Here is a 25,879-nt window from a genome sequence, read left to right on the forward strand (position 1 = left end):
TATGAAATGGTTGTTGATAGGCGCGCTGGTGGTCTTTCTGCTTCTGGGTGGTGCTTTGTTAACGCCCTCGCCGATTGACAGCCAGGCGTGGGAAGCGCCAACACCTCCCGCGATGACCGGCGTTATGCAGCCCAATGATTATTTGCGCCAGGCAGACCTGCTTGCGCTGGGACAGGTTTACGGACCGGAAGATACAACAATCGACGCAAATGGTGTGCTTTATACCGGTACCCAAGACGGTAAAATTGTCCGTGTACGGCCGGATGGCACGGTCGACAACTGGTTGGAAACCGAAGGCCGACCATTAGGGATGGTGGTGGATGGTCAGGGCAACCTGATTGTTGCCGATGCCTGGAAGGGGTTGTTATCGATTTCGCCAGACGGTGACACAACCGTGCTCACCCGGGAAGCCGGAGGCACGCCGTTCCGCTTTACCGATGATGTCGTCATTGCCCCGGACGGCCGCATTTATTTTACCGATGCCAGTTCCCGCTTTCGACAGCCTGACTACCTGCTGGACTTACTGGAAATGCGGCCCCACGGTCGGTTGCTGAGATACAGCCCGAAAACCCGCAAAACGGAGGTGCTACTGGGCAACCTGTATTTCCCCAATGGCGTGGCTGTGTCTCCGGAGGGCGACTACGTGCTGGTTAACGAAACCTGGAAATACCGAATTCTTAAATACTGGATTTCAGGCCCCAAGGCCGGCCGGGCCGAGGTATTTGCCAACAACCTGCCAGGTTTCCCGGATAACCTGGCGGTGGATGATGAAGGGCGCTATTGGGTAGCCTTTCCAACCCTGCGCAATGCCCAGGTGGATGCCATGCACCGAACCCCCTGGCTCAAGGACCTTGTGGCTAAGCTTCCGGACAGCCTGAAACCCCAACCGCAAGAGTATGGCCTGGTTGTCGCGTTTGATGCCGGTGGCAAGATGCTGGTGAGCCTGCATGACACCAAGGGAACACATCTTCAGGAAATTACCTCGGTGAACCCTCATGAGGGTTTTCTGTATTTTGGTTCACTTCACAACGACCGAATTGGCCGGCTACCGTTGCAGGTCATTCCCGGTTTGGGAGAAACACCATGAGCGAATCACCGGTCTTTGCCTGGGACCTGCCCGATCCGTTTACCCTGGGTATTACCGTCCGTCCGGAAGATACCGACCGACTGGGACATGCCAACAATGTTGTCTACGTGCGCTGGCTGGAAGACATCAGCTGGGCCCATATTGAGAGCCTGGGTATGACCTGGGCCCTGCATGAAGCAACCGGCAAGGCCATGGCCATTACACGTACCGAGGTTGACTACCTGGCCTCCGCCAATACTGGCGACGAGCTGGTGCTGGGCACCTGGCTGACGGACTGGGATGGCCGTTTCCGTTCTGCCCGGCAGTTTCAGCTGATTCGGGTCGCGGATGGCAAGACTCTGCTTAGAGGGCTTTCTACCCATGCCTGTGTGGATCTGAAAACTCAGCGGCCCTCCCGTGCGCCCGCTGAGTTTGTTGCAATATTGTCCGGCGCTATGGTTCCGGGTGGCAGGGGCCTTGCGGGCTGACGCCGATCGCCGGAATTTCTGCTAGTCTAAAACTGAAATCTGCCCCTTTGGGCCCCAATGCACGCCTGTGTGGAGACTCCCATGGAACCCTCTGAAGTTACGGACACCAAGACCATGCACCGTGTGGTCTATGACCGGTTTGGTGACAGTGATGTGCTGCGGGTAGCGGAATCCCCGATACCGGTACCCGGTGACGGGGAGGTGCTCATTCGTATCCACGGCGCAGGGCTCAACCCCATTGACTGGAAAACCCGTCGTGGCCTGGGTTTTGTGGCAACCCAGTTGGAAAACAGCCTGCCTTGGGTTCCGGGTTATGACGCCGCGGGGGAGGTCGTCGAGGTTGCTGATGACGTGACCACACTGGCCAGGGGCGACCGGGTTATGGGTATGATTGGCTTCCCGACCGCCGGGGGTGCCTATGCGCAATACGCTGTCGCCCGGGCCGATGAGCTGGCTATCGTGCCCGAAGAGCTCGACCTGGTGACCGCGGCAGGCGTTCCGCTGGCCGCGTTGACGGCCTGGCAAGCGCTGTTTGAGGTGGCCCGCCTCGAAGCTGGCCAGAAAATTCTGATCCACGCCGGTGCAGGAGGGGTTGGCCACTTTGCAGTCCAGTTTGCCCTTGAGCGAGGGGCTCATGTGATTGCCACAGCCTCGGCTAAAAACCGGGATTTTCTGGCGGAGCTGGGTGTTCACGAAGTGATTGACTATCACACCACGGACGTTGCCGATGAGTGCTACGGCCTGGATGTTGTACTCGATCTTATTGGCGGCGAGGCTGGAAAGCGCTCACTGCACACACTGTCAGATTCCGGCGTACTGGTCACGATTCCGACGGTTACAGCAGATGAGGTAATCAGTGCGGCCGAAGCCATGGGGGTCCGGGCACACGGCATGAGATGCCGGGCGGATGTGTTTCATCTGGATGAGATTGCCGAACTGATTGAGGATGGCGATGTAAAAGTGCACATCGAGCAGGCCTTTCCACTGGCGCGGGCCGGTGAGGCCCATGACCTGCTCGAGGCAGGTCATGTCAGAGGCAAGCTGGTTCTGGATTGCCGTTAGACGGATTCGCCAGAGGTCCCGGTCAGTTGACCGGGGTGCCTGCAGCCTCCTGATTGCCGGTGCCGTTTTCCCGTTCTTTTCGCTCTTTTTGCGGCTGCGGTGGCACCAGGCTGATCAACACCCAATCATCTTCAGGCTCCAGGGTTTCCATATCCCTGACCGGGTAAATGTGCTCCTTGCTATCGATCACGAACATGACCAAAGCCTGCCTCTGGTATTGATCCAGAAACTGTTGATAGCTGAACTCATCGCTTAACTGTGTGGTCTTGACGCTGTAGCCCTGGCTGACCAGGCTGGCAAGCTTGGCATAGCTGACCCCATCAAACAGGCCCCGGGTTCGCTGCACCTTGCCGGCGGTTTGCAGCCGGGCTCGCTGATCCTGATCGCCCTCGGTCAGGCCGAATACCGAATCGTCGCCAAACCAGTCCACGAAATGGTAGGTGGCCAGGCTGTTCATCTGCTTGTAAGGCGAAAGAATCAACAAGTTGCCGATGCCCGTCAGGTCCATATGGGTTGCGGCGTGTTCCGATACCGGGTTGCCAAAGTACACAGGCAGGTTTTCCATCCTGGCCTGACGGACGTTTTCCCAGTTCGTGTCTGTGAGCATCACTGGCACGTCATGCTTGCCAAGGGACTTGGCGACCAGCCGGGCAATCGGATTGGCGCCCAGAATCAGGAAGCCGTGGGCGGGTGGTTCCTTCACGCCCAGCAGGTCTGCAATCGGGCGGGCGGTCAGGCTTTGCAGTGTTACGGTGGTAATGATCAGCATGAACACCAGCGGAACCAAAGCCTCGGCACCTTCATATCCGAGCCGTTCCAACTGGAAGGCGAACAGGGCAGAAACTGCGGCGGCCACAATGCCTCTTGGTGCAATCCAGCTCAGATAGAGTTTTTCCCGCAAGCTCACCGATGTGCCGATCGCCGACAGAAAAATGCTGATCGGACGGGCCACAAACATCAGGCAGGCCAGCACCGCAATCAGGCCCCAGCCCAGGTCGGCGATGGCTGCAAACTCCACTCGCGCAGCCAGAATGATGAACAGGGCGGAGATCAGCAGCACACTCAGCGATTCCTTGAACTCCAGGATGCTTTCCACCGGCACCTGCTTCATGTTCGCCATCCAGATGCCCATCACCGTGACCGTCAGCAGGCCGGATTCGTGTGCCAGCTCATTGGAGATCGCGTAAACACCGAGCATGAAGGTGAGTGTGCCAGCGTTATGCAGGTATTGGGGAAGCCAGTGTTTTCTGAGGGCCAGGCCATTAAGGTAGCCCGCAGCAGCGCCAATCAGGAATCCTACCAGCAGGGTTTTTCCGAAAATGTAGAGAGAGTGGCCAAAGACATTGCCCTGGCCCCAGGAGACAATGCCTTCGAAAACCAGTACCGCCAGCAGCGCGCCCACCGGGTCAATAATGATGCCTTCCCAGCGCAGGATGTTGGCGAGTTTTGAGGTCGGGCGCACAGCCCTCAGCAGCGGTGCAATAACCGTTGGCCCGGTGACCACGGAAATAGCCCCGAACAGCAACGCCACTTCCCATGAAACACCTAAAACCCAGCGTGCCGCCAGTGTGCCGACGGTGCAGGTGACGATTGTCCCAACGGGAATGAGGTTGCGCACCATCTTGCCGTGGTCTTTGATTTCCTCATAGCGCAGGGTAAGGCTGCCCTCAAAAAGAATGATGGCGACCGCCAATGAGATCATCGGAAACAGAAGGTCGCCAAACACTTCGTCTGGCCGCAGAAAGCCGACCACCGGGCCGGCAATAATACCTCCGGCGAGCAGAAACAGGATGGCGGGCATTCGAACCCGCCAGGCTGCCCATTGGCAGAGCAGGGAAGTGACACCGATACCGGCGAGAATCAGAGCTGTGCTTGCGGCCATAGTGGGCCCCGGTTGATAAGTTTAGAGATTGGCCCGGCGGGCAATACGGTTGAGCAGTCTGGATGCCGCAAAAAAACCGAAACTGGCGGTAACAGGGCTGGCTGCACCAAAACCGGAGGCGCAATCGAGCCTGACTGGGCCGTCAGTGACGGGCTTCTGGTGGCAGACCTGGCCATCGGGAGCCGGGTAGGTCAACTGTTCCAGTGAGTATACTGCCTCAATACCAAAACGCCGCTTCGGATTGCGAGAAAAATTATAGTCCCGGCGCAGCATATTACGCACTTTCGCCAGTAATGGATCCTGTGTGGTCTTGCTGAGGTCGGTTACCTGAATCTGTGTTGGGTCCATCTGGCCCCCTGCGCCGCCCGAGCAGACCACCGGAATTTTGCGCCGTTGGCAGTGGGCGATCAGTGCGGCTTTTGCCTTGACGCTGTCGATGGCATCCACCACCCCGGTCATGTCGTCGGTGATCAGCTCATACACATTTTTTGTGGTCAGAAAACCAAAGTGAATCCGGATATCCGCGTGGGGGTTAATCGCCCGCAATCGTTCTGCCATCGCATCGGTTTTGGTGCGGCCATATTGCCCCTGCAATGCGTGCAGCTGGCGGTTGGTGTTGGACACGCAGATGTCATCCATGTCGATCAGGGTCATGGTGCCGATGCCGCTGCGGGCCAGGGACTCTGCCGCCCAGGAGCCTACGCCGCCCAGGCCGACAATGGCGATGTGGGCATTGCGAAAAGCGTTCAGGGCCTTGCGGCCATAGAGGCGCTCTATGCCGCCGAAGCGGAAAGCGTAGTCGTCGGTCGGCTGATTCATTGCGCTCATTGGTTGCTCGTAATGATCTGTTGGCTTGCGCTGGGAGAGTAAAGGATGAATTGTAACGCAGCTTACGGTGGGAACTACAGGAAAGGAGAGGACGAACTCCGGCTGGAGTTCGTCCGTGGTTAGTTTAGGTCCGCCTCGGAGTTAGAGCCTCTTGAAGGTAAGGTTTTCAGTGGTACCGTCCTCTGTCACAGTCAGTGTTAAAGTGTTTCCACTGACTGAGCCTTTGAGATCCGCTGAGCCAACAAAGTCTGAAAGGCCCGCATCGGTGTTGGTGTCGACAATAATGTTGCTGGGGCTGATCACGGTGGTATTTGTATCGTAGCTGTAACTTCCTACCTCGGCGCCGTTACCTTCTTCGGGACCATCTTTCAAGAATTCCGCTTGAACATAGGTGCCGTCTCGCAGGAAAGCCAGCAAGAGGACTTCTTGATCTGCTGGGTTGGTATTCTCATAGATCCAGGTGCCAACAATTCCGTCAGATTCAATTCTTATTACTGGAATGGTTTCTACAGGCTCTGTATTGCCCTCTTCATAAACGCTCAAAGTCGCATTTCCGTTAATGGATATTTCGACGCTTTCTTCGGCGGTGGCGGGGAAAATTCCAATATCGCCGTTCTCGTTGAAGAAATTTTCGGAGGCGGTCAGAACATCGTTTTCATCCACGCTGAACGTGCCAAACTCCATACCTTCCTCAGTTTCGGTTTGCAGTTCCTTTTCCTCAACATGCACGTAGGTGTTAGTGCTTGCATCGAAAGCGAAGAAAATAAAGTGCTCTGTACCATTTCCTGTTTCGGCACTTGTGTCCAGGATCCAACCCCCGGTAATCGAGGTCTCATTGGTGAACGAGACCCCCTCGTTATCAAGTGTGCCCTCAAGGTGAGACTTTGCCTCTGCCACACTGATCAGTGCAGTAGTTGCAGTGTCTTGGCCGCCATTCTGAATTAGCGTGACGACAGCGGAAGAGCTTTCAAAATCGGCTGCTGGAATGCCGAAATCAACTTGTGTCGCATTGTTTTTGGCGGTGTCACTGATTGCAATGCCATTGCTTGGGTCGCCATCCGTATCAAGGGTTTGAAGCAACCTGGCGATGTTTACCACGGTATCGTTTGAGGTATCCGTAGTGCCTGCTATATCGAGTGGTGTAACAACACCCGCAGCAGGAACCGGCGGGAATTCCAGGTCACCGATGAAGAAGGTAACCTCTTCTCCCGTTTCGTATTCATACTCGCCGCTCGCATTGGTGACACCTTCCTTTGTTGCCGTGCGATATCCAATATTGCCCACCGGGCTATCGACGAACACTCCGGTTTCCGCAGTAGAGCCTGTTGTCGTGGGTGTGCCCCCACCACCACTACTTCCTCCACATCCCGCAAGACCAACGACTGAAGAGACTGCTGCGGCCAACGCCAGTTTTTTAAAACCGTTCATAACAACTCCTTGATTCAACAAAGTACCTTGGCTCGCCCTGTGAACCAGGCTCTGCCCGAAGGCTCCCTGATGAAGGGTCCTTGAGATATAGCAAGGGGAGTTGGGGGGCGCCCCACCCGTTTGGGGAGTCCGGGGCAGTGATTTGTATGAAATGTGTAACTATGAGCTATTGGAATATCTTTAAAACCTAAGCTAAGTTGCGTAGTAAACAAAAATACAAGAGTGATTTGCTGTGCATTTCTCCGACCGGGAAACCTTTTTTAACCACGACTTCCATGAACTGATTGGCCTGATCTACGATTCGGTCACCTCGGAACAGGGGTTTTTTCCGTTTCTGAGCAGGTTTATTCAGGTTTTTAACGGCCACAGTGCATCGTTCGCGATCTATGACACTGCGGCAAACTCTCTTCTCGGTGCCTGGACCGTGAATATTCCCGAAGAGGCTCTGCGTTTCTATTCCGAGCATGTTTCCCATAGGGACGTACTGGTTGAAAAAGCGATATCGGTCAATCGCGAAGGTAACTGCAGGTTTGTCGCCAGTAACCTCGATCTTGGCCCGGATGTTAAGCGCTTGCGGCGCGATACCCGGGCAGGAGAGTGGCTGGAAAGCTACGGGGCTTGTGAAGCTGCCGGAGCGATTGCCTATATGGACGGGCATTACCTCAACTTTTTCGGAATGCAGCGCTCTCCGGATCAACCTGAATTCAGTTATGAAGAACTCAATGTCTTTGATGGATTCTTACCCCACCTGCATCGAGCTGTGGGCCTGTATACCCGGCTGATGCAGCGGCGGTGTGGTCCGGCGGTTGAGCGGTTGGTACTCGAACGTGTTAATCGAGGCATCATCATTTGTGATGCATCCTTCCGGGTGGCCTTCAGGAATGGCAAAGCGGATGACATCCTGAAACGCAACGCCGGGTTAAGGGTAAACAGTGATGGCATGCTGGTGGCCCATGGCAACGAGAGCGCGCGGCAGTTTGCCGTCCTCTTATCGGCTGCTGTTGAAGCGTCAATCGCCAGGCGTGAGCTTGATGACCAGGTTTTCAGCCTTGAACAGGGGCTGCAGCGTATCACGCTGGTGGTGACTCCCCTGCAGGGAACGGCTGAGGCAGGGAGCCTGGCGCAGGGGGCGCTCGTTACCTTGCACGATTGGAGCTGGAGCAACGAAATCAGTGACGAGCTGATTAAGAGTCTGTTCGATCTGACGGATGCGGAAGCCGTGGTTGCTGCTGAGCTGGTTGGTGGCCAGAGTTTGTCGGATATTGCGGAAACCTCGGGGCGGTCACGGGAAACCGTGAAGTATCACCTCAACAATATATTCCGGAAAACCGGCACCCGTCGTCAGGGCGAGTTGGTGTCACTGTTGTCCCGGGCCTGCACCTCTGTTTGACTTTCTGCCCATAAAAAAAGCCGCGCAAGGCGCGGCTTCAAGAAGGTGCCCGGCTCGGTTAGAGACGGGCTGGACTAGTTCAGAGACACTAATCAACGTGACCATTATCAATTTTTCATCTGTCGCGATGAAGGTCACAAGCTGCCAACGGTCGGTCATTTCCGGTCATGTTTTTTGGTTTGACCGGTAGAATGCCGCTTAAGACACCCAATGCTCGTCTTCGAACGCCATCAGGCTGTCCTTGCCGGATTGAATGTCTTTCACCAACCAGTCGATTTCCGGCATCAGTTTTTCAAAGTAGTACCGGGCGGAAACCTGCTTGGCTTGCAGCAGGGGTGTGTTGCCTTCCCCGGCCTCCAGCTGGCGGCTGGCAACGCCGGCCATGCGTGACCACAGGTAGCCGATCACCGTCAGTGCCATTACCCGCAGGTAAGGGGTGGCGGCAGCGCCCGCCTGCTCTGGATCTTTCGGGGCGTTCTGGGCCAGCCACATTGTGGCCTGCTCCAGGTTTTTGATGGCGCCTTTGAGTTCCTCTCGGTAGGGCGCGTCCGGGTTGTCCTTCAAATAGCCGGTGAGTTCGGTAAACAGGGCCCGCACCAGCTGGCCGCCTTTCAGGGACAGCTTACGCCCCACCAGATCCATGGCCTGGATACCGTTGGTGCCTTCATAGATACGGGCAATACGGCCGTCGCGCACCAGTTGCTCCAGCGGCCAGTCCTGGGTGAAGCCGGAGCCGCCCAGTACTTGTTGGCCCCAGTTGGCGTTGTTGTAGCCTTCATCGGTCAGGAAGGCTTTCACCACCGGCGTCAGCAGCTGTACCAGGTCATCGGCGTTTTCACGCACTTTATCATCCGGGTGAGCAACAGAGAGGTCCAACTGGTGGCCGGTGAACAGGGCTAAAGCCCGCATGCCTTCGTTAAGTACCTTCTGGCGCATCAGCATTCGCCGAACGTCCGGGTGTACGATGATCGGATCGGCCGGGCCCTGCTCATTTTTCGGGCCGCTCAGCGAGCGGCTCTGAAGGCGCTCTTTGGCAAAGGCAAGGCTTTCCTGGTAGGCCATTTCGGCCAGGCCCAGGCCCTGCATGCCGACCATCAGGCGGGCTTCGTTCATCATGGTGAACATGGCACTCATGCCTTTGTTGGGCTCGCCCACCAGCCAGCCTTTGGCGCCTTCAAAATTCATCACGCAGGTAGCGGATCCCTTGATGCCCATTTTGTGTTCCAGGCCGCCACAGAAGGCCGGGTTCCGTTCACCGGACTCCGGCAGAAACTTGGGCACGGCAAACAGGGAAATGCCTTTGGTGGTGTCCGGTGCGCCGGGCAGTTTGGCCAGAACCAGATGCACGATGTTGTCCACCAGATCGTGTTCACCGCCGGTAATCCAGATCTTGGTTCCCTCGATGGCGTAGCTGCCGTCGTCGTTGGGTGTTGCTTTGGTGCGAATCAGGCCCAGGTCGGTGCCACACTGGGGCTCGGTCAGGCACATGGTGCCGGTCCACTCGCCGGAAATCAGCTTCTCCAGATAGGTTTGCTTGAGTTCGTCTGAGCCGTGGGCGTATAGGGCACTGATGGCTCCGTGGGTCAGCCCCGGGTACATGCCGAGCGACAGGTTGGTGGAGCACACCATTTCATCCACGACAAATTTCAGGGTGTGCGGCAGACCCTGGCCGCCAAATTCCAGGGGCGCATCGAGCGCGGTCCAGCCGCCTTCTACAAATTTGTCGTAGGCTTGCTTAAAGCCGTCGGGTGTTTTGACAGTTTTGGTTTCCGGGTCGTAGTGGCAGCCCTGGCGGTCGCCAATCTGGTTGGTGGGCTGAATAACTTCGGCGGCCAGTTTGCCGGCCTCGTCAATGACCGCCGAAATCAGATCCGGCGTGGCATCGGCGTATTTTTCCAGTTCGTGCAGCTTGTCTGCTCCCAGTACATCAAACAGCAAAAAGCGAAGGTCGTTCGCGGGCGCCTGGTATTGCATGGACACTCTCCTGTTTTTTGAGATCGGCAAGATTTGCCGTTGGGTTCTTGCTTTGCAGCCATGAGTGCGCAAAGGAAAGATGGTCATTCATACGGGTGTTTGAATGATTTGGTTTTTCTGCACACAGCCTGAATGGATTGTTTTTTCGTATGGTTGAAATGCGTTTGATTGATCAACACTGAGGAGGCGCAGATGACGACTGTTATTGCGGGTATTTCCGGGGCTATTGGCCAGGCACTGGCCGAGCGCTATTTGGCGCAGCAGCCAGAGCAACCCGTTATTGGCCTTTGCCGCCATCCGGAGCAGGTGACAGGCGAGCTGCGGCGAAACCCCGCTCTGCATTTGTTGCCCTGGCGGGCAGCAGAACCGATTGAACCGTCGGTTAAAGCGAGTTTGTCAGAGGTTCTGGCGTCGTCGGGTGGTGTGCACAACCTGATCTATACCGCCGGTTTGTTGCATGATCGTCAGATGTTTCCGGAAAAACGTCTGGAGGATCTGGACTCACAGCACCTGATGCGGGCCTTCGAGGTGAACTGCATCGGCTTTGGTGTGCTGGTGCAGGCACTGGCGCCCTGGTTTCGCGGCCGGCAGCTGACGCGGGTGGCGGCGGTTTCTGCGAAAGTGGGCTCGGTCACCGATAACCAGTTGGGCGGCTGGTACGCTTATCGGTGCTCGAAAGCGGCGCTGAATATGATGGTGAAGAACCTGTCGGTAGAACTGCCCCGGCGCTACGGGCCCATTGCCTGTGTGGCGTTGCATCCGGGTACGACGCGGTCTGCCCTCAGTGAGCCTTTCGCTCAATCTTTGGCAAAATTAACGGTGCACACGCCTGAGCAAACGGCGTTGAACCTTTATCGGGTAATGTCGAATGTGAGTGAGGCGGACAACGGCCGGTTTATCAGTTGGGATGGCAGCGATCTACCGTGGTGAGAACGCTTCTTTGCAGGTGACGACTAAGCGCCACCTGCAAAGAAGGCTTTTTCAGCGCATGAACGGGTTAAGTAACCGTCCAAACGTGCCCGTCAGTTTCAGTGGCGCGCTGAGAATGGACAAAGTGATGCAGTCTTCGTGACCGATGGCCACCGGCTTGTGAACATCTTCGTCAGTGAGAACAACGAAATCCCACTGATTGAATACGCCTTTCACATCCGAGAATGCTCCTTGCAACACAATGGTGGTTTCCGTTCCCCGGTGCGTATGAGCCGGCGCCTTGCCGCCCGCCACCAGTTTCTGGAGCACCACACGTTCTTCCTGGCCCGGGAATTTTTCACTGATATCCAGCACACTCACGTCGCCGAGCTGGCGTTTCCAGGGCAGAGCGTTGATGTCATCACCCAGCAACTTTTGAAGCGGGCTGAGGCGGGGGCTCTCAACCATGGGAGTGTTGCTTTCCGGCGCTTCGTCAATGCGAGCCAGCAACTGCGCAAAGCTGGTTTCTGACACCGTTACCTTGGGCTGTTGGTCCATCATGACGGCACCCAGGCTGTTCAGGGTGTCCACCCTGCTTCGGCAATGAGGGCACTGATCCAGGTGCAATTTGATGCACAGGGCGTGGGGCTCACTCAGGTTGCCCGCGCTGTATTCCATCAGGCTCAGGCTGTCGGGATGATGCCGTGTCATACGTTCTGATCCTGCAAAATCACTTTCAGTTTGTTCAGTGCCAGGCGTACCCGGCTTTTCACGGTGCCAAGGGGAATATCGAGCTCGTCAGCAACCATCTGGTGCGACTTGTGCTCCATGTAGACCTTGGCGATTACGGTAATCTGCTCTTCCGGCAAAAGGCTCAGAGACTCGCGGATTCGCCGCTCTGACATCAGCCGATGCAGGGAGGTGACCGGCTCATCTTCATTTTCGCCGGGGATTTGCCAAAGATCTTCAGTCTCTATGGCCATTTCGGCACTGCTGCGCTTCATCTTGCGCAGCATGTCGATGCGCTGGTTTCGCGCAATAGTAAAAATCCATGTGGATGCCGCGGCCTTGCGCCAGTCGTACAGGCAGGACCGCCGCCAGATTGAAATAAAGACCTCCTGCACCAGTTCCTCGGCATGGCTGGCGATACCGTTGGAAATGGCGTAGTACTTTATCTGTGGCGCAAAGTGTTCAAACAAAGCTTGGTACGCGGCCCTGTCCTGAGTTTTACCTACTTTTTCCAGCAATACCCCCCAGGGATCCTTTCGGCCCTCGGCTTTTGCTGGTTGCTGATCCAGTGTTGTCACCGGACGCTCCTTGACAGTCGCATGATTTGATCTGGCTACGGTCATCATTCTATGCACTCACCACATGTTTGTCAGTGAGAGTTTGTACGCCACCCTCGAACAAACAGATTTCTTGCCAGGAAGAAATTGCGTGTTGGCTGGCCGGGTAGTCGTGATTTTTGTGTCACGGGGGTAATTGCCGGTTGCCCGCCTTGGGGCTAGGCTCTAAGTATCAGGCCCGCGAGTGGCCCCACACGATCAACCGATAGCTCCAGACCATGAATCCGACGTCCAACCGGGGCACCTTGCAGGTGATGCGTGCCCACTATGCAGACATTCTTTGCCAGCTGGCGGCAGATAAAGGCGTTCGGCCCGGTGATCTATTGGCGGCAGCGGGTATACGCAGCAGTCTGCTTAGCCACCCGGAAAACCTCATCACGGTCGATCAGTTTTCTGCATTGTGCCGGGAGGCATTGGAGCGCTGTGGCGACAATGGCTTGGGGCTGGAATTCGGGTTGCGGCTGAAATTCACGACGCACGGAGCCATGTCTCAGGCAGCGATCAGCTGTGACACCTTGGAGCAATCGCTTCAGGTGCTGATGAAATACCTCCACATCCGCTTCTCGTATGTCACGCTGAACCTGTCCACCGAGGGCGACGAAGCGGTCATCACGCTGGATGTCCTGCACGATAACCACGATTTGTATCGTTTCAACATTGAAGTCTTTCTGGCCTCCCTGGTGGATGTGAGTACCTTGCTGTTTGGCTCTCGCTTGTTGGAAGGCGGGCGCTGCCTGGTGGACTACCCACGCCCCGAAGGCGCTGCGCTTTACCCCAGGTTGTTTGGCGATGCGGTGCGTTTCTCGGCGGGGGTCAATCAGCTACGTTTTAAAAAGCACTTTCTGGATTTGCCAATGCTGTTGGCCAATCCGGTGGCCAGGCGGGTCGCTGAAGCCCAGTGTGAAGAGGAAATGCGTCAGTTGCAGGCGTCTACCTCGGTTACGGAACAGGTGGCACGCTTGTTGGAGTCGGTTCGCGACGGGCGTTTGCTGGGCCTGGAGGATGTCGCGGCGCAACTGCATGTTTCAGCCAGAACGCTGCGCCGGCAGTTGGCCGCTGAAGGTGCGCGATTTCAGAGTCTTCAGGAGGGTGTGCGTCACCGCCGCGCGTTGGATCTGCTGCGGCGCAACGGCCAGATGAGCATCGATGAAATCGCCGAGCAACTTGGTTACAGCGACCCCTCCAACTTTGGCCGCGCGTTCCGCAAGTGGGAGGGCATTTCGCCCTCCGCCTGGCGCAGCCTGCACTCAGAAGGCCCCGCCTGACATTTATTCTTCCAGATACGTGTAACCTTCAAGCCCGGCGGACAGTTCAGCCAGTAGTTGCGTTTGCAGGTCTTCCGCCAGGTTGCTGGCCTGGAATTTATCCTGATAGGCTTTGAGCAGGCTGGCGGGCTCGAAGTTTACGTATTGCAGCACCTTGGCTACGGTATCGCCCGTGATGGGTTCGCCGATGTCATACTCACCCTGTTCGTTTAACCGCACATCCACCGAGTGGGTGTCTCCGAACAGGTTGTGCATGTCGCCCAGAATCTCTTGATAGGCGCCGGTCATGAAGAACCCCATCAGCAACGGTTCGTCCGGGTCCTCCTCGGGCAGTGGCAGGGTGGTTTCGATGCCCTGGCCATCCACGTACTGATCAATCCGGCCATCGGAATCGCAGGTAATGTCCTGGATCACCGCCCGCCGGTTAAGGGGTCGGTTCAGGCCGTTAATGGGCATCACCGGAAAAATCTGGTCAATACCCCAGACATCCGGCAGGGACTGGAACAGGGAAAAGTTTACAAACAGCTTCTCGGCCAGTTTTTCATTGAGTTCGTCAATAATTTCCCGGTGCGCGCGATTGGCACTGTCCAGTTGCGCCCGCAGCAGGCGGCAACAGCGCGTGTAGAGCGTTTCGGCCTGGGCTCTCTCCTGTAATGACAGCAAGCCGTGGGCAAACTGGGCATGAACGTCGATCATGGCGTGCAGCACATCGTGGTAGATCTCGGCCAGCGAGCGCGGTGATTGGTCATCCTGAAGGCTGTCCAGGTCCCGCCATAGATCCTGCAGCGGGGCGGGGGCATCATCTGCAGGCTGATGTACCTCTCGGTGGTCCGGGGTTTCCCGGTCGATCACGTTGGTGATCAATACCGAATGGTGGGCGGTCAGCGCCCGGCCAGATTCGCTGATCAGGTCCGGGTGGGGAAGATTCAGGCGATCGCATTCGGCCTGCAGTACATGCACCACATTGTAGGCGTATTCGAACACCGTGTAGTTCATCGAACAGCTGCTGCGTGAACGGGTGCCCTCGTAATCTACGCCGAGGCCGCCGCCAATGTCGACCGTGCCGATGGGGGCGCCAAGCTGGCGCAGTTCACTGTAAAACCGGGCACATTCCTTCAGGCCAGTCTGGATATCGCGGATGTTGGCTATTTGCGAGCCCAGATGAAAGTGCAGCAGCTGCAGGGTGTTCAGCGCGCCGGCGTGTTTCAGGGTGTTGACCACATCCAGGATCTGGCTGGCAGACAGGCCGAATTTGGATTTTTCACCGCCTGTGTTCTGCCAGTTGCCTTTACCGATGGTGGCCAGCCGCGCCCGCACACCAATCAGCGGTTCAACACCGAGGTGCCTGGCCTCTTCGAGGATCAGCGGCAGTTCGGACTGCTTCTCCACCACAATAAACACCCGGTGTCCGAGCTTCTGGCCGATCAGGGCCAGGCGGATGTATTCGCGGTCTTTGTAACCGTTACAGACAATCACCGAGCCAGCCTGGCGCGACAGAGCCAGAACCGCCATCAGCTCCGGCTTGCTGCCGGCTTCGAGGCCCACCTGGTTGGCAGAAGCTGCAGGCTCTGCGGCCAGCAATTCTTCAACCACCCGGCGCTGCTGGTTGACCTTAATGGGATAAACCGCCGTGTACCGGCCCTGGTAGCCGTGCTCCTGAGTGACTTTATTGAAAGCGCCACACAGTTTGTTGACCCTGTCGTGCAGGATGTCGGAAAACCGGATCAGCACAGGCAGCGCAATGCCGGCCTCGGCCAGTGAGCGTGTCAGGCTGGGCAGGTTGATGCGTGCATCGCTCCGGCCGCGGTCCGGGCAGATTTCTGCTTCACCCTGGCCATTGACGGTAATGTAGCCGTCACTCCAGTGCGCGATGTTATAGACCTTATGGGCAGGTGATGCTGCGGTTTCAACCATTGTTGCTATCCTGTCAGGAAACCCGGGGCGGCCGGCAAGCCGGTAACAGGCTGCATTGTAGGAGTTGACCGGTGCCCCTACAATACGCCTCTTTCAAGATGCCAGGGCGCGTTGCGGCGGCACACAGTGGGAGACAGACATGACAGCATTGAACGAAGGCTGGTTTACCGAGGTATTCCAGGACCAGGGCACGGCCTTTTCCCTGCAGGTAAAAGGCAGGCTTCACGAGGAACAGACCCCGTTCCAGAAACTCGAAATCTATGAAACCGAAACCTTCGGCAACCTGATGGTGCTGGATGGCTGCGTGATGCTGACCACCCGGGATAACTTTCTTTACCATGAAATGATGACCCACCCGGCGCTGTTTACCCACAAAGACCCGAAGAAAGTGGTGATTGTAGGCGGCGGTGATTGCGGCACCCTGAAAGAAGTGCTCAAGCACCCGGGTGTTGAAGAAGCCTGGCAGGTGGAAATTGACGAGCGGGTAACCCGCATGGCGGAAAAGTACTTCCCCGAACTGTGTGAAGCCAACAGTGATCCCCGCGCCAACTTCTTCTTCGGCGATGGCATCGCCTGGATGCGGGACATCGAACCTGCAAGCGTCGACCTGATTATCATTGATTCAACCGATCCCGTCGGCCCGGCCGAAGGCCTGTTTGCCCTGGACTTCTACCGGGATGCCATGGCGGCTCTGCGTGACGGCGGGATTATTGTTCAGCAGAGTGAGTCGCCCTTGCTGCACACCGACTCCATCATCAAAAACATCCACAACGACATGCGCCAGGCCGGTTTTGGCCATGTGAAGACTTTGCCTTTTCCGCAGCCGGTGTACCCGACAGGTTGGTGGAGCTGCACCATGGGTAGCAAGGACAACCCGCTGAAATACTTCCGTGAAGAAGATGCCAACAACCGCCCGTTTGTGACCCGCTACTACAACGCCGGCATTCACCACGGGGCCCTGGCCATGCCGCAGTTCATGGTGGATGCACTGGAAGACGAGGTTCGCCCGGAAGAGGGCTGACCCATAAACAAGAAGGGCGCCAATTGGCGCCCTTCTTGTTTTACCTTCAGCGGTATTACTGCTTGCCGCTGACAAACTCCGGATAGGCTTCCAGGCCACACTCCGAAAGATCTACACCTTCATACTCTTCTTCTTCACTCACCCGGATGCCCATCACTGCTTTGAGGATGCCCCAGACAACCAGGCTGGCGACGAACACCCAAACGAAGATGGTCAGAGCGCCGATCAGCTGGCCGCTGAAGGTCACATCACTGTTGGTGACCGGGACCAGCAGCAGACCGAGCAGACCGCACACACCGTGGGCGGAGATGGCACCAACCGGATCATCAATGCGCAGTTTGTCCAGAGTGACAATGCTCAGTACGACCAGGATGCCGCCCAGAACACCCCAGATGGTCGCAGTCAGCGCGCTCGGAGTTGAAGGCTCAGCGGTGATCACTACCAGGCCGGCAATGGCACCGTTCAGCAGCATGGTCAGATCAGCTTTGCCGAACATGATGCGGGCGAGGATCAGGGCGCCGATGGCGCCACCGGCGGCGGCCGCGTTGGTGTTCAGGAACACCATGGCCACGGAGTTGGCGCTGGCGATATCGCCGAGCTTCAGCACAGAACCACCGTTAAAGCCGAACCAGCCCATCCACAGGATCAGTGTGCCCAGTGCCGCCAGCGGCATGTTGGCACCCGGAATGGCGCGGATTTCGCCGTTCGGGCCATACTTGCCTTTGCGGGCACCCAGCAGGAGCACACCAGCAAGTGCGGCAGCTGCGCCGGCCATGTGCACAATGCCTGAGCCGGCAAAGTCACTGAAGCCAAGGTCGCCGAGGTTGTACATGCCGAAGACGTCTTTGCCGCCCCAGGTCCATGAGCCTTCCATCGGGTAGATGACGCCAGTCATAACGACGGCGAAGGCCAGGAATGCCCAGAGTTTCATGCGTTCGGCAACAGCGCCGGACACAATAGACATGGCGGTAGCCACAAAGACAACCTGGAAGAAGAAATCCGATGCGCCCGAGTAGATGGAGCCACCCTCGAAGCCATCTTCACGGCCGGCGAACTCGCCCAGCACGCCTTCAACGTCCACATCGGCAATGCCGGAGAGGAAGATGCTGCCGTCATACATGATCGCGTAACCGCAGATCATATACATGGTGCAGGCAATGGCGTATAGCGCCACGTTCTTGGTCAGGATTTCAGTGGTGTTTTTGGCGCGCACCAGACCGGATTCGAGCATGGCAAAGCCAGCCGCCATCCACATGACTAATGCGCCACAAATGACAAAATAAAAGGTATCTATAGCGTACTGCAGGTGAAATATATTGCTTTCCATGGGAAGCCCTCCGCACAAGGCCCTTCAGGTAAATAGATTTTGCGTTGGCTGATTCCGGTTCAGGCCGGTGTCAGACTGCTTCTTCGCCTGTCTCGCCGGTCCGGATTCGGATGGCTTGCTCCAGCTCGGTCACAAAAATCTTGCCGTCGCCGATTTTTCCGGTGTTGGCTGCTTTTGTTATGGCTTCAATCACCTGGTCGAGAAGGTTGTTGCCAATCGCAATTTCAACCTTCACTTTCGGTAGGAAATCCACCACATACTCTGCGCCACGGTATAGCTCTGTGTGGCCTTTCTGCCGCCCGAAGCCTTTAACTTCCGTTACGGTTACGCCTTGCACGCCTATCTCGGATAGTGCCTCACGGACATCATCCAATTTGAAAGGCTTGATGATCGCTGTCACAAGTTTCATTGCTTTCTCCTTGGTAAAGCCGTCCCAACAGTGAGGGCCCGCCGGCCGGTTGTTGAGCTCGGGATGCTGCCACCTCGCACATCAATTGTGCGGATTGCGTACGAGAGCTTTAGCATCGGGTGTGCCAACGCAAAAAAAATGATTATAAACAGTGAGTTGGTTGTTTGGTGTCCCGGAATGGCGCAAACGATTGCACCAATTTGGGGCGCTGCGCCCCGCTCTGAGTCAAAACAGAGCAGGCAACCTGCACGGCGCGGCGGCCATTATAATGCCGACCGGGTACAGTATGGCAGGGGCTGCGGTGTGATACACTCCCCGCCACGACAGTAATCGGCAATGAACAAGCCGGAAGAATGATTTCACGAGGTGTGTAATGAAAGGGCCACAGGATTTTTTTGCGCAGTTACAGGGCCAGTTTGGCCAGTTTGTTCCGGATATGGCCCGGGCGGCCCGGGAGGATTTTGAAACCCAGGCCAGAGCGACGGTGATGTCGGTATTGTCCCGTCTGGAGTTGGTAACCCGTGAAGAGTTTGACGCCCAACAGGCGGTACTGATGAAAACCCGCGAAAAAGTGGAAGCACTGGAAAAGCGGGTGGCTGAGCTCGAACAGAAAGCTCAGCCCTGATCTGTTGAAATTTGTCGGGTGCAGGATGCGCCCTGAATCTTTTAGCCACGCCAGGGATGGTGATCATGCTTGCTATTGTTCATTCCCGCGCCAGTATTGGCGTATCTGCCCCCGAAGTAACCGTTGAAGTGCATTTGTCCGGCGGATTGCCAGCCTTGTCGATTGTAGGCCTGCCGGAAACCGGCGTCCGGGAAAGTAAAGACCGGGTACGCAGTGCACTGCTCAATGCCGGCTTCGAATTCCCCGCCCGCCGGATCACCATCAATCTCGCTCCCGCCGATTTGCCCAAAGAAGGCGGCCGCTTTGACTTGCCCATAGCGCTGGGTATTTTGGCGGCCTCCGGCCAGATTCCCGCTGAAAGCCTGGCTGAACTGGAGTTCATGGGCGAGCTGTCCCTTGATGGTGCACTGCGCCCTCTGAAAGGAATTCTACCGGCCGTACTGGCTGCCCGGGAGGCAGGGCGTTCACTGCTGATTCCCCAGGCCAATGCGGAGGAGGCGGCCCTGGCGAGCCAAAGTGATGTTCTGGCGGCCAGCCACATTCTCACCGTATGTGAGCATCTGACCGGCAGAGCCCGGCTGGTTCCTGTTCCGCGCCCTGAAACGGATGCCGGGCAATCGTCGGTGGCGGATGTGGCGGATCTCTCGGATGTCCGGGGGCAGCAGGTGCCGCGCCGTGCGTTGGAGGTGGCCGCGGCCGGCGGTCACAATCTGCTGTTTTTTGGCCCGCCCGGAACCGGCAAGAGTATGTTGGCCAGTCGCTTGCCGGGTATTTTGCCGGCACTGGACGATGCCTCGGCGATGGAAGTCGCCAGTGTGCACTCAGTGGCGGGTCGGCCACTGAAGCCGGGTGGCTGGCGTCTGCCGCCGTTCCGGTCGCCACACCATACTGCATCGGCTGTGGCTCTTGTTGGCGGGGGTAGCAGCCCCAGGCCCGGAGAGATTTCCCTGGCCCATCGAGGTGTACTGTTTCTGGATGAGCTGCCTGAGTTCGAGCGCCGCGTACTCGAGGTACTTCGGGAGCCCATGGAAACCGGTGAAATTGCCATCAGCCGTGCCGCTCGTCAGGTTACATTTCCGGCCAGATTTCAGGTGGTTGCCGCAATGAACCCGTGTCCTTGTGGTTACAGTGGCCATCCGAGTATCGAGTGCCAGTGCTCTCCCGGTCAGGTTGTGCGCTATCGGTCAAAAATCTCCGGGCCTCTGCTGGACCGGTTCGATCTGCATGTGGAAGTACCGGTGCAGGCGGGAGAGGTTTTGCTGAGCCGGAGCGAGTCGGGCGAAAGCAGTGCCAGGGTCCGGGAACGGGTGCTCCAGGCCAGGGCGAGGCAGAGTGCGAGGGGGTGCCTGAACGCGTCGTTGGCGGGCAAGGCTCTGGACGAGGCCTGTCGTCTTGAAGCCGACAGCGAAAAGCTTCTGGCGGGTGCCATGGAGCGGCTCGGGTTGTCTGCCCGGGCACTGCACCGAATTCTGCGGGTTGCCCGCACGCTGGCGGATCTTGAGGGGCAGGAGGCGCTCGCCCGTCACCACCTGATGGAAGCGCTGGGCTATCGGCAACTGGATCGCCAGCAGGGGCAGAGTGCGTTGGTCTCCGCCTGAGGCGCCGGACTCTGGTAAACTGTGCGGTACATTCCAGACATCAGATCCGCCCAGACATCAGACTTGCTGTGGCGGTTGAGGACAACAGATGACCGACCAGAACGAAACTCAGGATTCCAACGGTGAAAACCCGATTACCACTCGCCGTGGGGTGCGTAGCTTTGTGTTGCGCCAGGGGCGAATGACCGAGGGCCAGAAAAAGGCCTTTGAGCGCAGTTGGCCGAAGTACGGCCTGACTCGCGAAAACGGCGTGATCGATCCGCGAGAAGTGTTTGGCCGTGACAGCATGCTGAACCTGGAAATTGGTTTCGGCATGGGGCGGTCACTGGCTGATATGGCAGAAGCCGCGCCGGAACAGGATTTTATCGGCGTGGAAGTGCACCTGCCGGGTGTCGGAGCACTGCTTAAGGAGGTTGAAGACCGGGGCCTGGAGAACGTTCGGGTGTATAACATCGATGCCAATGATGTCATCGATCTGTGCCTGCCGGATGCCTCTCTGGACCGCGTAATGGTATTTTTCCCTGACCCTTGGCACAAAAAGAAGCACCACAAGCGCCGCCTGATTCAGCACGAATTTATTCAGCGAATTCGCCACAAATTACGGGTTGGTGGCATTCTGCATCTGGCAACGGACTGGGAAAATTACGCCGAGCACATGCTGGAAGTGATGATTGAATCTGAAGGCTTTGCCAACACCCAGGAGCAGGGTGGATATTCGCCACGCCCGGATGATCGCCCCATCACCAAATTTGAGCAGCGCGGCGAAAGGCTGGGGCATGGCGTGTGGGACCTGCTCTTTCACCGGACAAACTGAGCGCTGCAGGCGTTAGTTTCGGGAGGCTCGGGTCAGGGGCTGCCTTCGGGCAGCCCGAATGACCACCAGACCCGCCGCGCCCAGCATGAGCCCGGTATATTTGATCAGGGCAAGAATGCTGGCGGCGAGGCCCATGGAGTCGTCTGGCGGGCTGAAGTTGTTCAATAACACGATGTTTTCCGCCATATCGCTGGTGCCCGCAACAACAAACAACACGCGAATCCAGCGGGCGATCATCCGTTCCCGAACACCCCTCCGATCTCTGGTGAAGTGCCTGGTGAGCTGGAGCAGGGCGGCCAGATAAGCGACGATGAACAGAAAGTCCAGCCACAAGGACAACCGGGCGAGCATCAGGCCCTCTTCACCCCAGCTGGCCAGAATGGCCTGGGCGTGCTCAGCGGAACCCGCCAGCTGTAAGCTGACGATGCCTTGAGGCGCAGCCAGAGTTTGCAAAGGTTGATTGATCGCAACCAGCACCAGAAAGAGTGCCACAGCAATCACCATCGAGGCCTTCATGGGCAGGCGCATCGGCCTCATGGGTGGGAACTGAGCCGGGTCCATCAGAGAAATTGCTCCAGCAAACTGTTCAGATAACGCTGGCCCTGTTCAGTCGCCTGTATCCGGTGCCTGGCCAGCAGATTTTGGGTACGTAACGTCTCAAGTTGTACCGCAACCGGCGTCAGGGGTAAACCTGTACGCTTCGTGAACAGGTCCTCTTCGACCCCTTCTTTGAGCCGCAGAACGTTCATCAGGAACTCCAGTGGCCGATCTTCCGGTTCTATTGCTTCGGTACCTGCGGTTCTTGAGCCAATCCTGTTGAGATAGGCGTCCGGCTGGCGAGTCTTCCAGTAGCGGATAATGCGGCCGTCAGCCAGGCTGACCTTGCCGTGCCCACCGGCACCCAGCGCCAAATAATCGCCAAATCGCCAGTAATTCAGATTGTGGCGACTTTGCCGGTCAGGCTGGCTCCAGGCAGAGACTTCGTAATCATCAAAGCCATGGCTTCTGAGAAATTCCGACCCCTTCCGGTAGATTTCCCACAGCCGGTCATCATCCGGCAGATCTGGCGGCCTGGAGAAAAACTCGGTGTTGGGCTCGATGGTCAGTTGATACCAGGACAGATGTGTCGGTTTGTGGGCCAGGGCCTGCTGCAGATCCTCTACCGCCTGCTCGGGTGTCTGGCCCGGCAGGCCGTGCATCAGGTCGATGTTGAAGTTGTCAAAGCCTGCGGCCCTGGCGGTCTCAATGGCCCGGTGGGCGGCCTGGGCATCGTGAATACGGCCCAGCGCCTGGAGATGCTCCGGATGGAAGCTCTGAACTCCAATCGATAGCCGGTTAATGCCGGCCTGCCGGAAGCTCTCATAGCGGCCTTCTTCCAGTGTGCCCGGGTTGGCCTCCAGAGTGATTTCGGCCTCTGGTGCGAAGCTCAGCCGTTGATGCAGGGCTTCAAACAGCCGGTGGTAGAAGTCACCCGTCATTAACGAGGGTGTCCCACCACCAATGAATACGCTTTCAATGGGGCGGCCACGAACCAGGGTCAGGTCGTGCTCCAGGTCTTCCAGCAGTGCGTCAAGATAAGCGGCTTCGGGGATGTCGCCGCGGATCGCGTGGGAATTGAAATCACAGTAGGGGCACTTGCGTACGCACCAGGGCACGTGAATGTAGAGGCTCAGGGGCGGGCAGACCGTCACGGGGGAGGTGGCGGTCATGGCTTCAGGCCTTTGCCCTGAGTTGTTCCAGCAGACTGGCCAGGGCGCGGCCCCGATGACTGATGCGCCCTTTTTGTTCGCGCGTGAGCTCGGCGGCGCTGCATTCGTGCTCTGGTGCGAAAAATACCGGATCATAGCCAAAGCCTGCTTCGCCACGGGGAGCGTTCAGAATCCGGCCAGGCCAGCGGCCGTGACAGATGACCGGAGTCGGGTCGTCCGCATGGCGCAGGTAAACCAACACGCAGTGGAACTGTGCGTCACGTTCCGGTTCCGGGACATCCTTCATGGCTTGCAGTAGCGCCTGAATATTGTCGGCATCGCTGGCGCCATCACCGGCATACCTCGCCGAGCGCACGCCAGGCTGACCGGCCAGGGCGTCCACGGCCAGCCCGCTGTCGTCGGCCAGCGCCGGCAAACCGGTTTCCCGGGCGGCATGGCGGGCTTTCAGGATGGCATTCTCGACAAACGTGACGGCCGGTTCTTCAGTTTCGCTGACCCCCAGCGAGCCCTGGGCGACAGGCTCAAAACCCAGGGGGCTGAGCAGTTCCGTCAACTCGGCAATCTTGCCTTTGTTGTTGCTGGCGATAACGAGGTTCTGTTTCATGGTTCAGTCGTTAAACAGGGTGTGAGCGAAGCGCACCTTCAGGTCCTGCTGATGCCCGGTGGGCCTGGCGGTGATGTTGAAGGTCATCAAGCCGCCAGACGGGTACTGATACTGGGCGATGAAATAGACGGCATCGCCTTCCTGAATCCGGCGGAACGCCAGAAAGTTAATCTGCTGGATATCATTCGCTACCTGGCCTTCAACCTGGCCGCCAACGGGGGAGGGCTGGCCATGCTCATCGTCGTTCATGATGGCAATGTTGACGACACCAATGCCTTTGCTGCGCTGAAGGTTGTTTGCTTTTGCGACTTCCGGTGTCAGGAAGGTGCTTGGGTAGACGCTCCAGTTCACCTGGTATTTGCCGAAATCCTTTTCCCCGGCTTGGCTGTGGCTGGTGATCAGCAGCAGGCCGAGCGCCAGGGTGATAACGCTGGTAAAAGAACGAATGTTCATCATGTGTTCTCCCGTGTGATTCGATAGATGGCAATCTCACCCAGCAGATTTGGCCATAGGCGAGCCAGCCAGCTGTTCTGGTGTTGGCCGTCTACTACCCGGCGACTTTTGATGCTGATTCCTTTTTGCCGGCACAGCGCCTCAAAGTCTTTGAAGGTGCACAGGCGGATGTTTGGCGTGTTATACCACTTGTAGGGTAAAGCATCTGATTCCGGCATACGGCCACTCAGAGTCAGCCCCCAACGCAAACGCCAGTGCGCAAAGTTGGGGAAGGTGACGATGCCTTCACGGCCAACCCGCAGCATTTCATCGATGACCTTGTCCGGCCTGCGAACGGCCTGCAGCGCCTGAGTCATCAGTACGATATCAAACATGCCATCATCGAAATTCTCCAGGCCCTGGGTGTCCAGGTTCTGCTCGATGACAGCCACACCTTTGCCCATGCAGGTGGTGATGTGGTCTGGGTTGATTTCCAGCCCGAACCCGGTGGCACTGCGCTCCTGCTGCAGGAAGTGCAGCAGGGTGCCGTCACCACAGCCGAGGTCGAGTACATGGTGGCCCGGCTGCACCCACTGCTGAATGATTTCCAGGTCAGCTCTCATGCGCCTACCTCCCGTGCAACCCGGTCCATATACGCGGTAAACACGTCGGTGTATCTCGGCGTTGGGATCAGAAACGCATCGTGACCCCATGGGGCATCGATCTCCGCGTAGCTGACTTTCTTGCGGGCAGAAATCATGGCGTTCACCATTTCTTCAGAGCGGGCCGGCGAGAAACGCCAGTCCGTACTAAAGGATAGCACCAGATACTCACATTGGGCGGGCGCCAGGGCTTTGGCGAGATCGCCGCCGAACTCGTAGGCTGGGTCAAAGTAGTCCAGGGCTCGGGTCATCAGCAGGTAGGTGTTGGCATCGAAGCTTTCGGAGAAGCGTTCGCCCTGATAGCGCAGGTAACTCTCTACCTGGAACTCGGCGTCATAACCAAATTTGTAGGCCTCTTCCCGGAGCTCGCGGCCAAACTTTTCGCCCATGGATGCGTCGGAAAGGTAGGTGATGTGCCCCACCATGCGCGCCAGCATCAGGCCTCGCCTTGGCAGGGTGTCGGCGTCGTAGTAACGGCCCTCAAAGAACTCCCGGTCAGAGGTGATGGCCTGACGAGCGACTTCGTTAAAAGCAATGTTCTGGGCGGTTAACCGGGGTGTGGACGCGATAACTACAGCGTGCCGGACGCGGTCCGGATAATCCAGACTCCACTGCAGGGCCTGCATGCCACCGAGGGAGCCGCCAACCACCGCCGCCCATTGCTGTATGCCGAGGTGATCGGCCAGCTGGGCCTGGCTCTTCACCCAATCAGCAACGGTAATCACCGGGAAGTCAGGACCGTAAAGTTTGCCGGTGGCGGGGTTCACTGAGCTTGGGCCGCTGCTGCCGTGGCAGCCACCGAGGTTATTCAGGCTTACGACATAGAAACGGTTGGTATCTATGGGTTTTCCCGGACCTATGCAGCTGTCCCACCACCCCGGCTTTTTATCGTCAAGCGTGTGGTAGCCGGCGGCATGATGGTGACCGCTGAGCGCATGACAAATCAGCACCGCGTTGCTGGCGTCGGCATTGAGCTTGCCGTAGGTTTCAACTACCAGGTCATAGCTTTCCAGAGTCTGGCCGCAGGCCAGTTCAATGGGAGCTCCGAAGTGTATGGTTTGCGGGCTAACTAGGCCCAGGGAATCCGAGGGCAGGGAGTCGGGCATGAGTGTGTTGATTTCCTGGT

At 57.5% G+C, this 25,879-nt stretch carries 25 protein-coding genes; 10 read left to right on the forward strand and 15 right to left on the reverse strand.

Annotation, left to right across the window (positions count from 1 at the left end):
* The first annotated feature begins 1 nt into the window (after window position 1).
* From QPL95_RS07095 to QPL95_RS07105, 3 genes are all read left to right on the forward strand, one after another.
* Window positions 2-1,087 (forward strand): SMP-30/gluconolactonase/LRE family protein, encoded by a 1,086-nt coding sequence (locus tag QPL95_RS07095; protein ID WP_303290287.1) that lies wholly within the window; start codon window positions 2-4, stop codon window positions 1,085-1,087.
* Window positions 1,084-1,554: a thioesterase family protein gene (locus tag QPL95_RS07100; protein ID WP_303290288.1), complete on the forward strand. Its 471-nt coding sequence runs from the start codon at window positions 1,084-1,086 to the stop codon at window positions 1,552-1,554. The genes QPL95_RS07095 and QPL95_RS07100 overlap by 4 nt, the downstream gene beginning before the upstream one ends.
* Window positions 1,555-1,635: 81 nt before the next feature.
* Entirely contained in the window at window positions 1,636-2,616 is a 981-nt protein-coding gene (locus QPL95_RS07105; RefSeq protein WP_303290289.1) for an NADP-dependent oxidoreductase, read from the forward strand.
* Between the two features lie 22 nt (window positions 2,617-2,638).
* Here the strand turns inward: QPL95_RS07105 and QPL95_RS07110 are convergent, their stop codons facing one another.
* From QPL95_RS07110 to QPL95_RS07120, 3 genes are all read right to left on the reverse strand, one after another.
* Window positions 2,639-4,498 carry a sodium:proton antiporter gene (locus QPL95_RS07110; RefSeq protein WP_303290290.1) on the reverse strand — a complete coding sequence of 620 codons (1,860 nt, stop codon included), beginning with the start codon at window positions 4,496-4,498 and terminating at the stop codon, window positions 2,639-2,641.
* Window positions 4,499-4,519: 21 nt separating this feature from the next.
* Complete coding sequence (tcdA, locus tag QPL95_RS07115; RefSeq protein WP_303290291.1) at window positions 4,520-5,326, reverse strand: tRNA cyclic N6-threonylcarbamoyladenosine(37) synthase TcdA; 807 nt, start codon at window positions 5,324-5,326, stop codon at window positions 4,520-4,522.
* Between the two features lie 141 nt (window positions 5,327-5,467).
* Complete coding sequence (locus QPL95_RS07120) at window positions 5,468-6,754, reverse strand: hypothetical protein (protein WP_303290292.1); 1,287 nt, start codon at window positions 6,752-6,754, stop codon at window positions 5,468-5,470.
* A gap of 232 nt (window positions 6,755-6,986) precedes the next feature.
* On the opposite strand from QPL95_RS07120, the gene QPL95_RS07125 reads away from it, so the two are divergent.
* A complete protein-coding gene (locus tag QPL95_RS07125; RefSeq protein ID WP_303290293.1) occupies window positions 6,987-8,144 on the forward strand; it encodes a helix-turn-helix transcriptional regulator in 1,158 nt (385 codons plus the stop codon).
* 198 nt (window positions 8,145-8,342) lie between these two features.
* Here the strand turns inward: QPL95_RS07125 and QPL95_RS07130 are convergent, their stop codons facing one another.
* A complete protein-coding gene (locus QPL95_RS07130; protein ID WP_303290294.1) occupies window positions 8,343-10,118 on the reverse strand; it encodes an acyl-CoA dehydrogenase C-terminal domain-containing protein in 1,776 nt (591 codons plus the stop codon).
* A 192-nt stretch (window positions 10,119-10,310) separates the two neighbouring features.
* Between QPL95_RS07130 and QPL95_RS07135 the strand changes: the two genes are divergently transcribed.
* Window positions 10,311-11,048 (forward strand): SDR family oxidoreductase, encoded by a 738-nt coding sequence (locus QPL95_RS07135; RefSeq protein ID WP_303290295.1) that lies wholly within the window; start codon window positions 10,311-10,313, stop codon window positions 11,046-11,048.
* A 51-nt stretch (window positions 11,049-11,099) separates the two neighbouring features.
* On the opposite strand, the gene QPL95_RS07140 is transcribed toward QPL95_RS07135, so the two are convergent.
* Window positions 11,100-11,738 carry a ChrR family anti-sigma-E factor gene (locus tag QPL95_RS07140; RefSeq protein WP_303290296.1) on the reverse strand — a complete coding sequence of 213 codons (639 nt, stop codon included), beginning with the start codon at window positions 11,736-11,738 and terminating at the stop codon, window positions 11,100-11,102.
* Complete coding sequence (locus QPL95_RS07145) at window positions 11,735-12,334, reverse strand: sigma-70 family RNA polymerase sigma factor (RefSeq protein ID WP_303290297.1); 600 nt, start codon at window positions 12,332-12,334, stop codon at window positions 11,735-11,737. The genes QPL95_RS07140 and QPL95_RS07145 overlap by 4 nt, the downstream gene beginning before the upstream one ends.
* A 257-nt stretch (window positions 12,335-12,591) precedes the next feature.
* Between QPL95_RS07145 and QPL95_RS07150 the strand changes: the two genes are divergently transcribed.
* On the forward strand, window positions 12,592-13,638 hold the full coding sequence (locus tag QPL95_RS07150; RefSeq protein ID WP_303290298.1) for an AraC family transcriptional regulator: 1,047 nt from the start codon (window positions 12,592-12,594) through the stop codon (window positions 13,636-13,638).
* A 3-nt stretch (window positions 13,639-13,641) separates the two neighbouring features.
* On the opposite strand, the gene speA is transcribed toward QPL95_RS07150, so the two are convergent.
* Complete coding sequence (gene speA, locus QPL95_RS07155; protein ID WP_303290299.1) at window positions 13,642-15,552, reverse strand: biosynthetic arginine decarboxylase; 1,911 nt, start codon at window positions 15,550-15,552, stop codon at window positions 13,642-13,644.
* 139 nt (window positions 15,553-15,691) lie between these two features.
* Between speA and speE the strand changes: the two genes are divergently transcribed.
* The gene (speE, locus tag QPL95_RS07160) at window positions 15,692-16,573 is read left to right on the forward strand and encodes a polyamine aminopropyltransferase (protein ID WP_303290300.1); all 882 of its coding nucleotides are present in this window, start codon (window positions 15,692-15,694) and stop codon (window positions 16,571-16,573) included.
* 55 nt (window positions 16,574-16,628) lie between these two features.
* On the opposite strand, the gene QPL95_RS07165 is transcribed toward speE, so the two are convergent.
* The gene (locus QPL95_RS07165) at window positions 16,629-17,900 is read right to left on the reverse strand and encodes an ammonium transporter (protein WP_303290301.1); all 1,272 of its coding nucleotides are present in this window, start codon (window positions 17,898-17,900) and stop codon (window positions 16,629-16,631) included.
* A gap of 70 nt (window positions 17,901-17,970) precedes the next feature.
* The gene (gene glnK, locus QPL95_RS07170) at window positions 17,971-18,309 is read right to left on the reverse strand and encodes a P-II family nitrogen regulator (protein ID WP_224850878.1); all 339 of its coding nucleotides are present in this window, start codon (window positions 18,307-18,309) and stop codon (window positions 17,971-17,973) included.
* A 373-nt stretch (window positions 18,310-18,682) separates the two neighbouring features.
* Here glnK and QPL95_RS07175 point away from each other — a divergent pair, with 373 nt between their 5' ends.
* From QPL95_RS07175 to trmB, 3 genes are all read left to right on the forward strand, one after another.
* On the forward strand, window positions 18,683-18,934 hold the full coding sequence (locus tag QPL95_RS07175) for an accessory factor UbiK family protein (protein WP_303290302.1): 252 nt from the start codon (window positions 18,683-18,685) through the stop codon (window positions 18,932-18,934).
* A gap of 65 nt (window positions 18,935-18,999) precedes the next feature.
* Window positions 19,000-20,532: a YifB family Mg chelatase-like AAA ATPase gene (locus tag QPL95_RS07180; RefSeq protein WP_303290303.1), complete on the forward strand. Its 1,533-nt coding sequence runs from the start codon at window positions 19,000-19,002 to the stop codon at window positions 20,530-20,532.
* 88 nt (window positions 20,533-20,620) lie between these two features.
* Entirely contained in the window at window positions 20,621-21,346 is a 726-nt protein-coding gene (gene trmB, locus QPL95_RS07185) for a tRNA (guanosine(46)-N7)-methyltransferase TrmB (RefSeq protein WP_303290304.1), read from the forward strand.
* Window positions 21,347-21,358: 12 nt separating this feature from the next.
* Here trmB and QPL95_RS07190 read toward each other — a convergent pair whose 3' ends face one another.
* Genes QPL95_RS07190 through QPL95_RS07215 form a run of 6 tightly spaced genes read right to left on the reverse strand, consistent with a single transcriptional unit; the run spans window position 21,359 to window position 25,859 of the window.
* Complete coding sequence (locus QPL95_RS07190) at window positions 21,359-21,907, reverse strand: hypothetical protein (protein WP_303290305.1); 549 nt, start codon at window positions 21,905-21,907, stop codon at window positions 21,359-21,361.
* Window positions 21,907-23,055 (reverse strand): radical SAM family heme chaperone HemW, encoded by a 1,149-nt coding sequence (gene hemW / locus QPL95_RS07195; protein ID WP_303290306.1) that lies wholly within the window; start codon window positions 23,053-23,055, stop codon window positions 21,907-21,909. Before hemW ends, QPL95_RS07190 begins: the two co-directional genes overlap by 1 nt.
* A gap of 4 nt (window positions 23,056-23,059) precedes the next feature.
* Window positions 23,060-23,659: an RdgB/HAM1 family non-canonical purine NTP pyrophosphatase gene (gene rdgB / locus QPL95_RS07200; protein ID WP_303290307.1), complete on the reverse strand. Its 600-nt coding sequence runs from the start codon at window positions 23,657-23,659 to the stop codon at window positions 23,060-23,062.
* A 3-nt stretch (window positions 23,660-23,662) separates the two neighbouring features.
* Entirely contained in the window at window positions 23,663-24,112 is a 450-nt protein-coding gene (locus tag QPL95_RS07205; RefSeq protein ID WP_303290399.1) for a DUF4426 domain-containing protein, read from the reverse strand.
* A complete protein-coding gene (metW, locus tag QPL95_RS07210) occupies window positions 24,112-24,714 on the reverse strand; it encodes a methionine biosynthesis protein MetW (protein WP_303290308.1) in 603 nt (200 codons plus the stop codon). Before metW ends, QPL95_RS07205 begins: the two co-directional genes overlap by 1 nt.
* The gene (locus QPL95_RS07215) at window positions 24,711-25,859 is read right to left on the reverse strand and encodes a homoserine O-acetyltransferase (protein WP_303290309.1); all 1,149 of its coding nucleotides are present in this window, start codon (window positions 25,857-25,859) and stop codon (window positions 24,711-24,713) included. The genes metW and QPL95_RS07215 overlap by 4 nt, the downstream gene beginning before the upstream one ends.
* Window positions 25,860-25,879 lie beyond the last annotated feature (20 nt).

It is taken from the genome of Marinobacter sp. SS5-14b, assembly GCF_030541005.1.
Lineage (GTDB): Bacteria > Pseudomonadota > Gammaproteobacteria > Pseudomonadales > Oleiphilaceae > Marinobacter.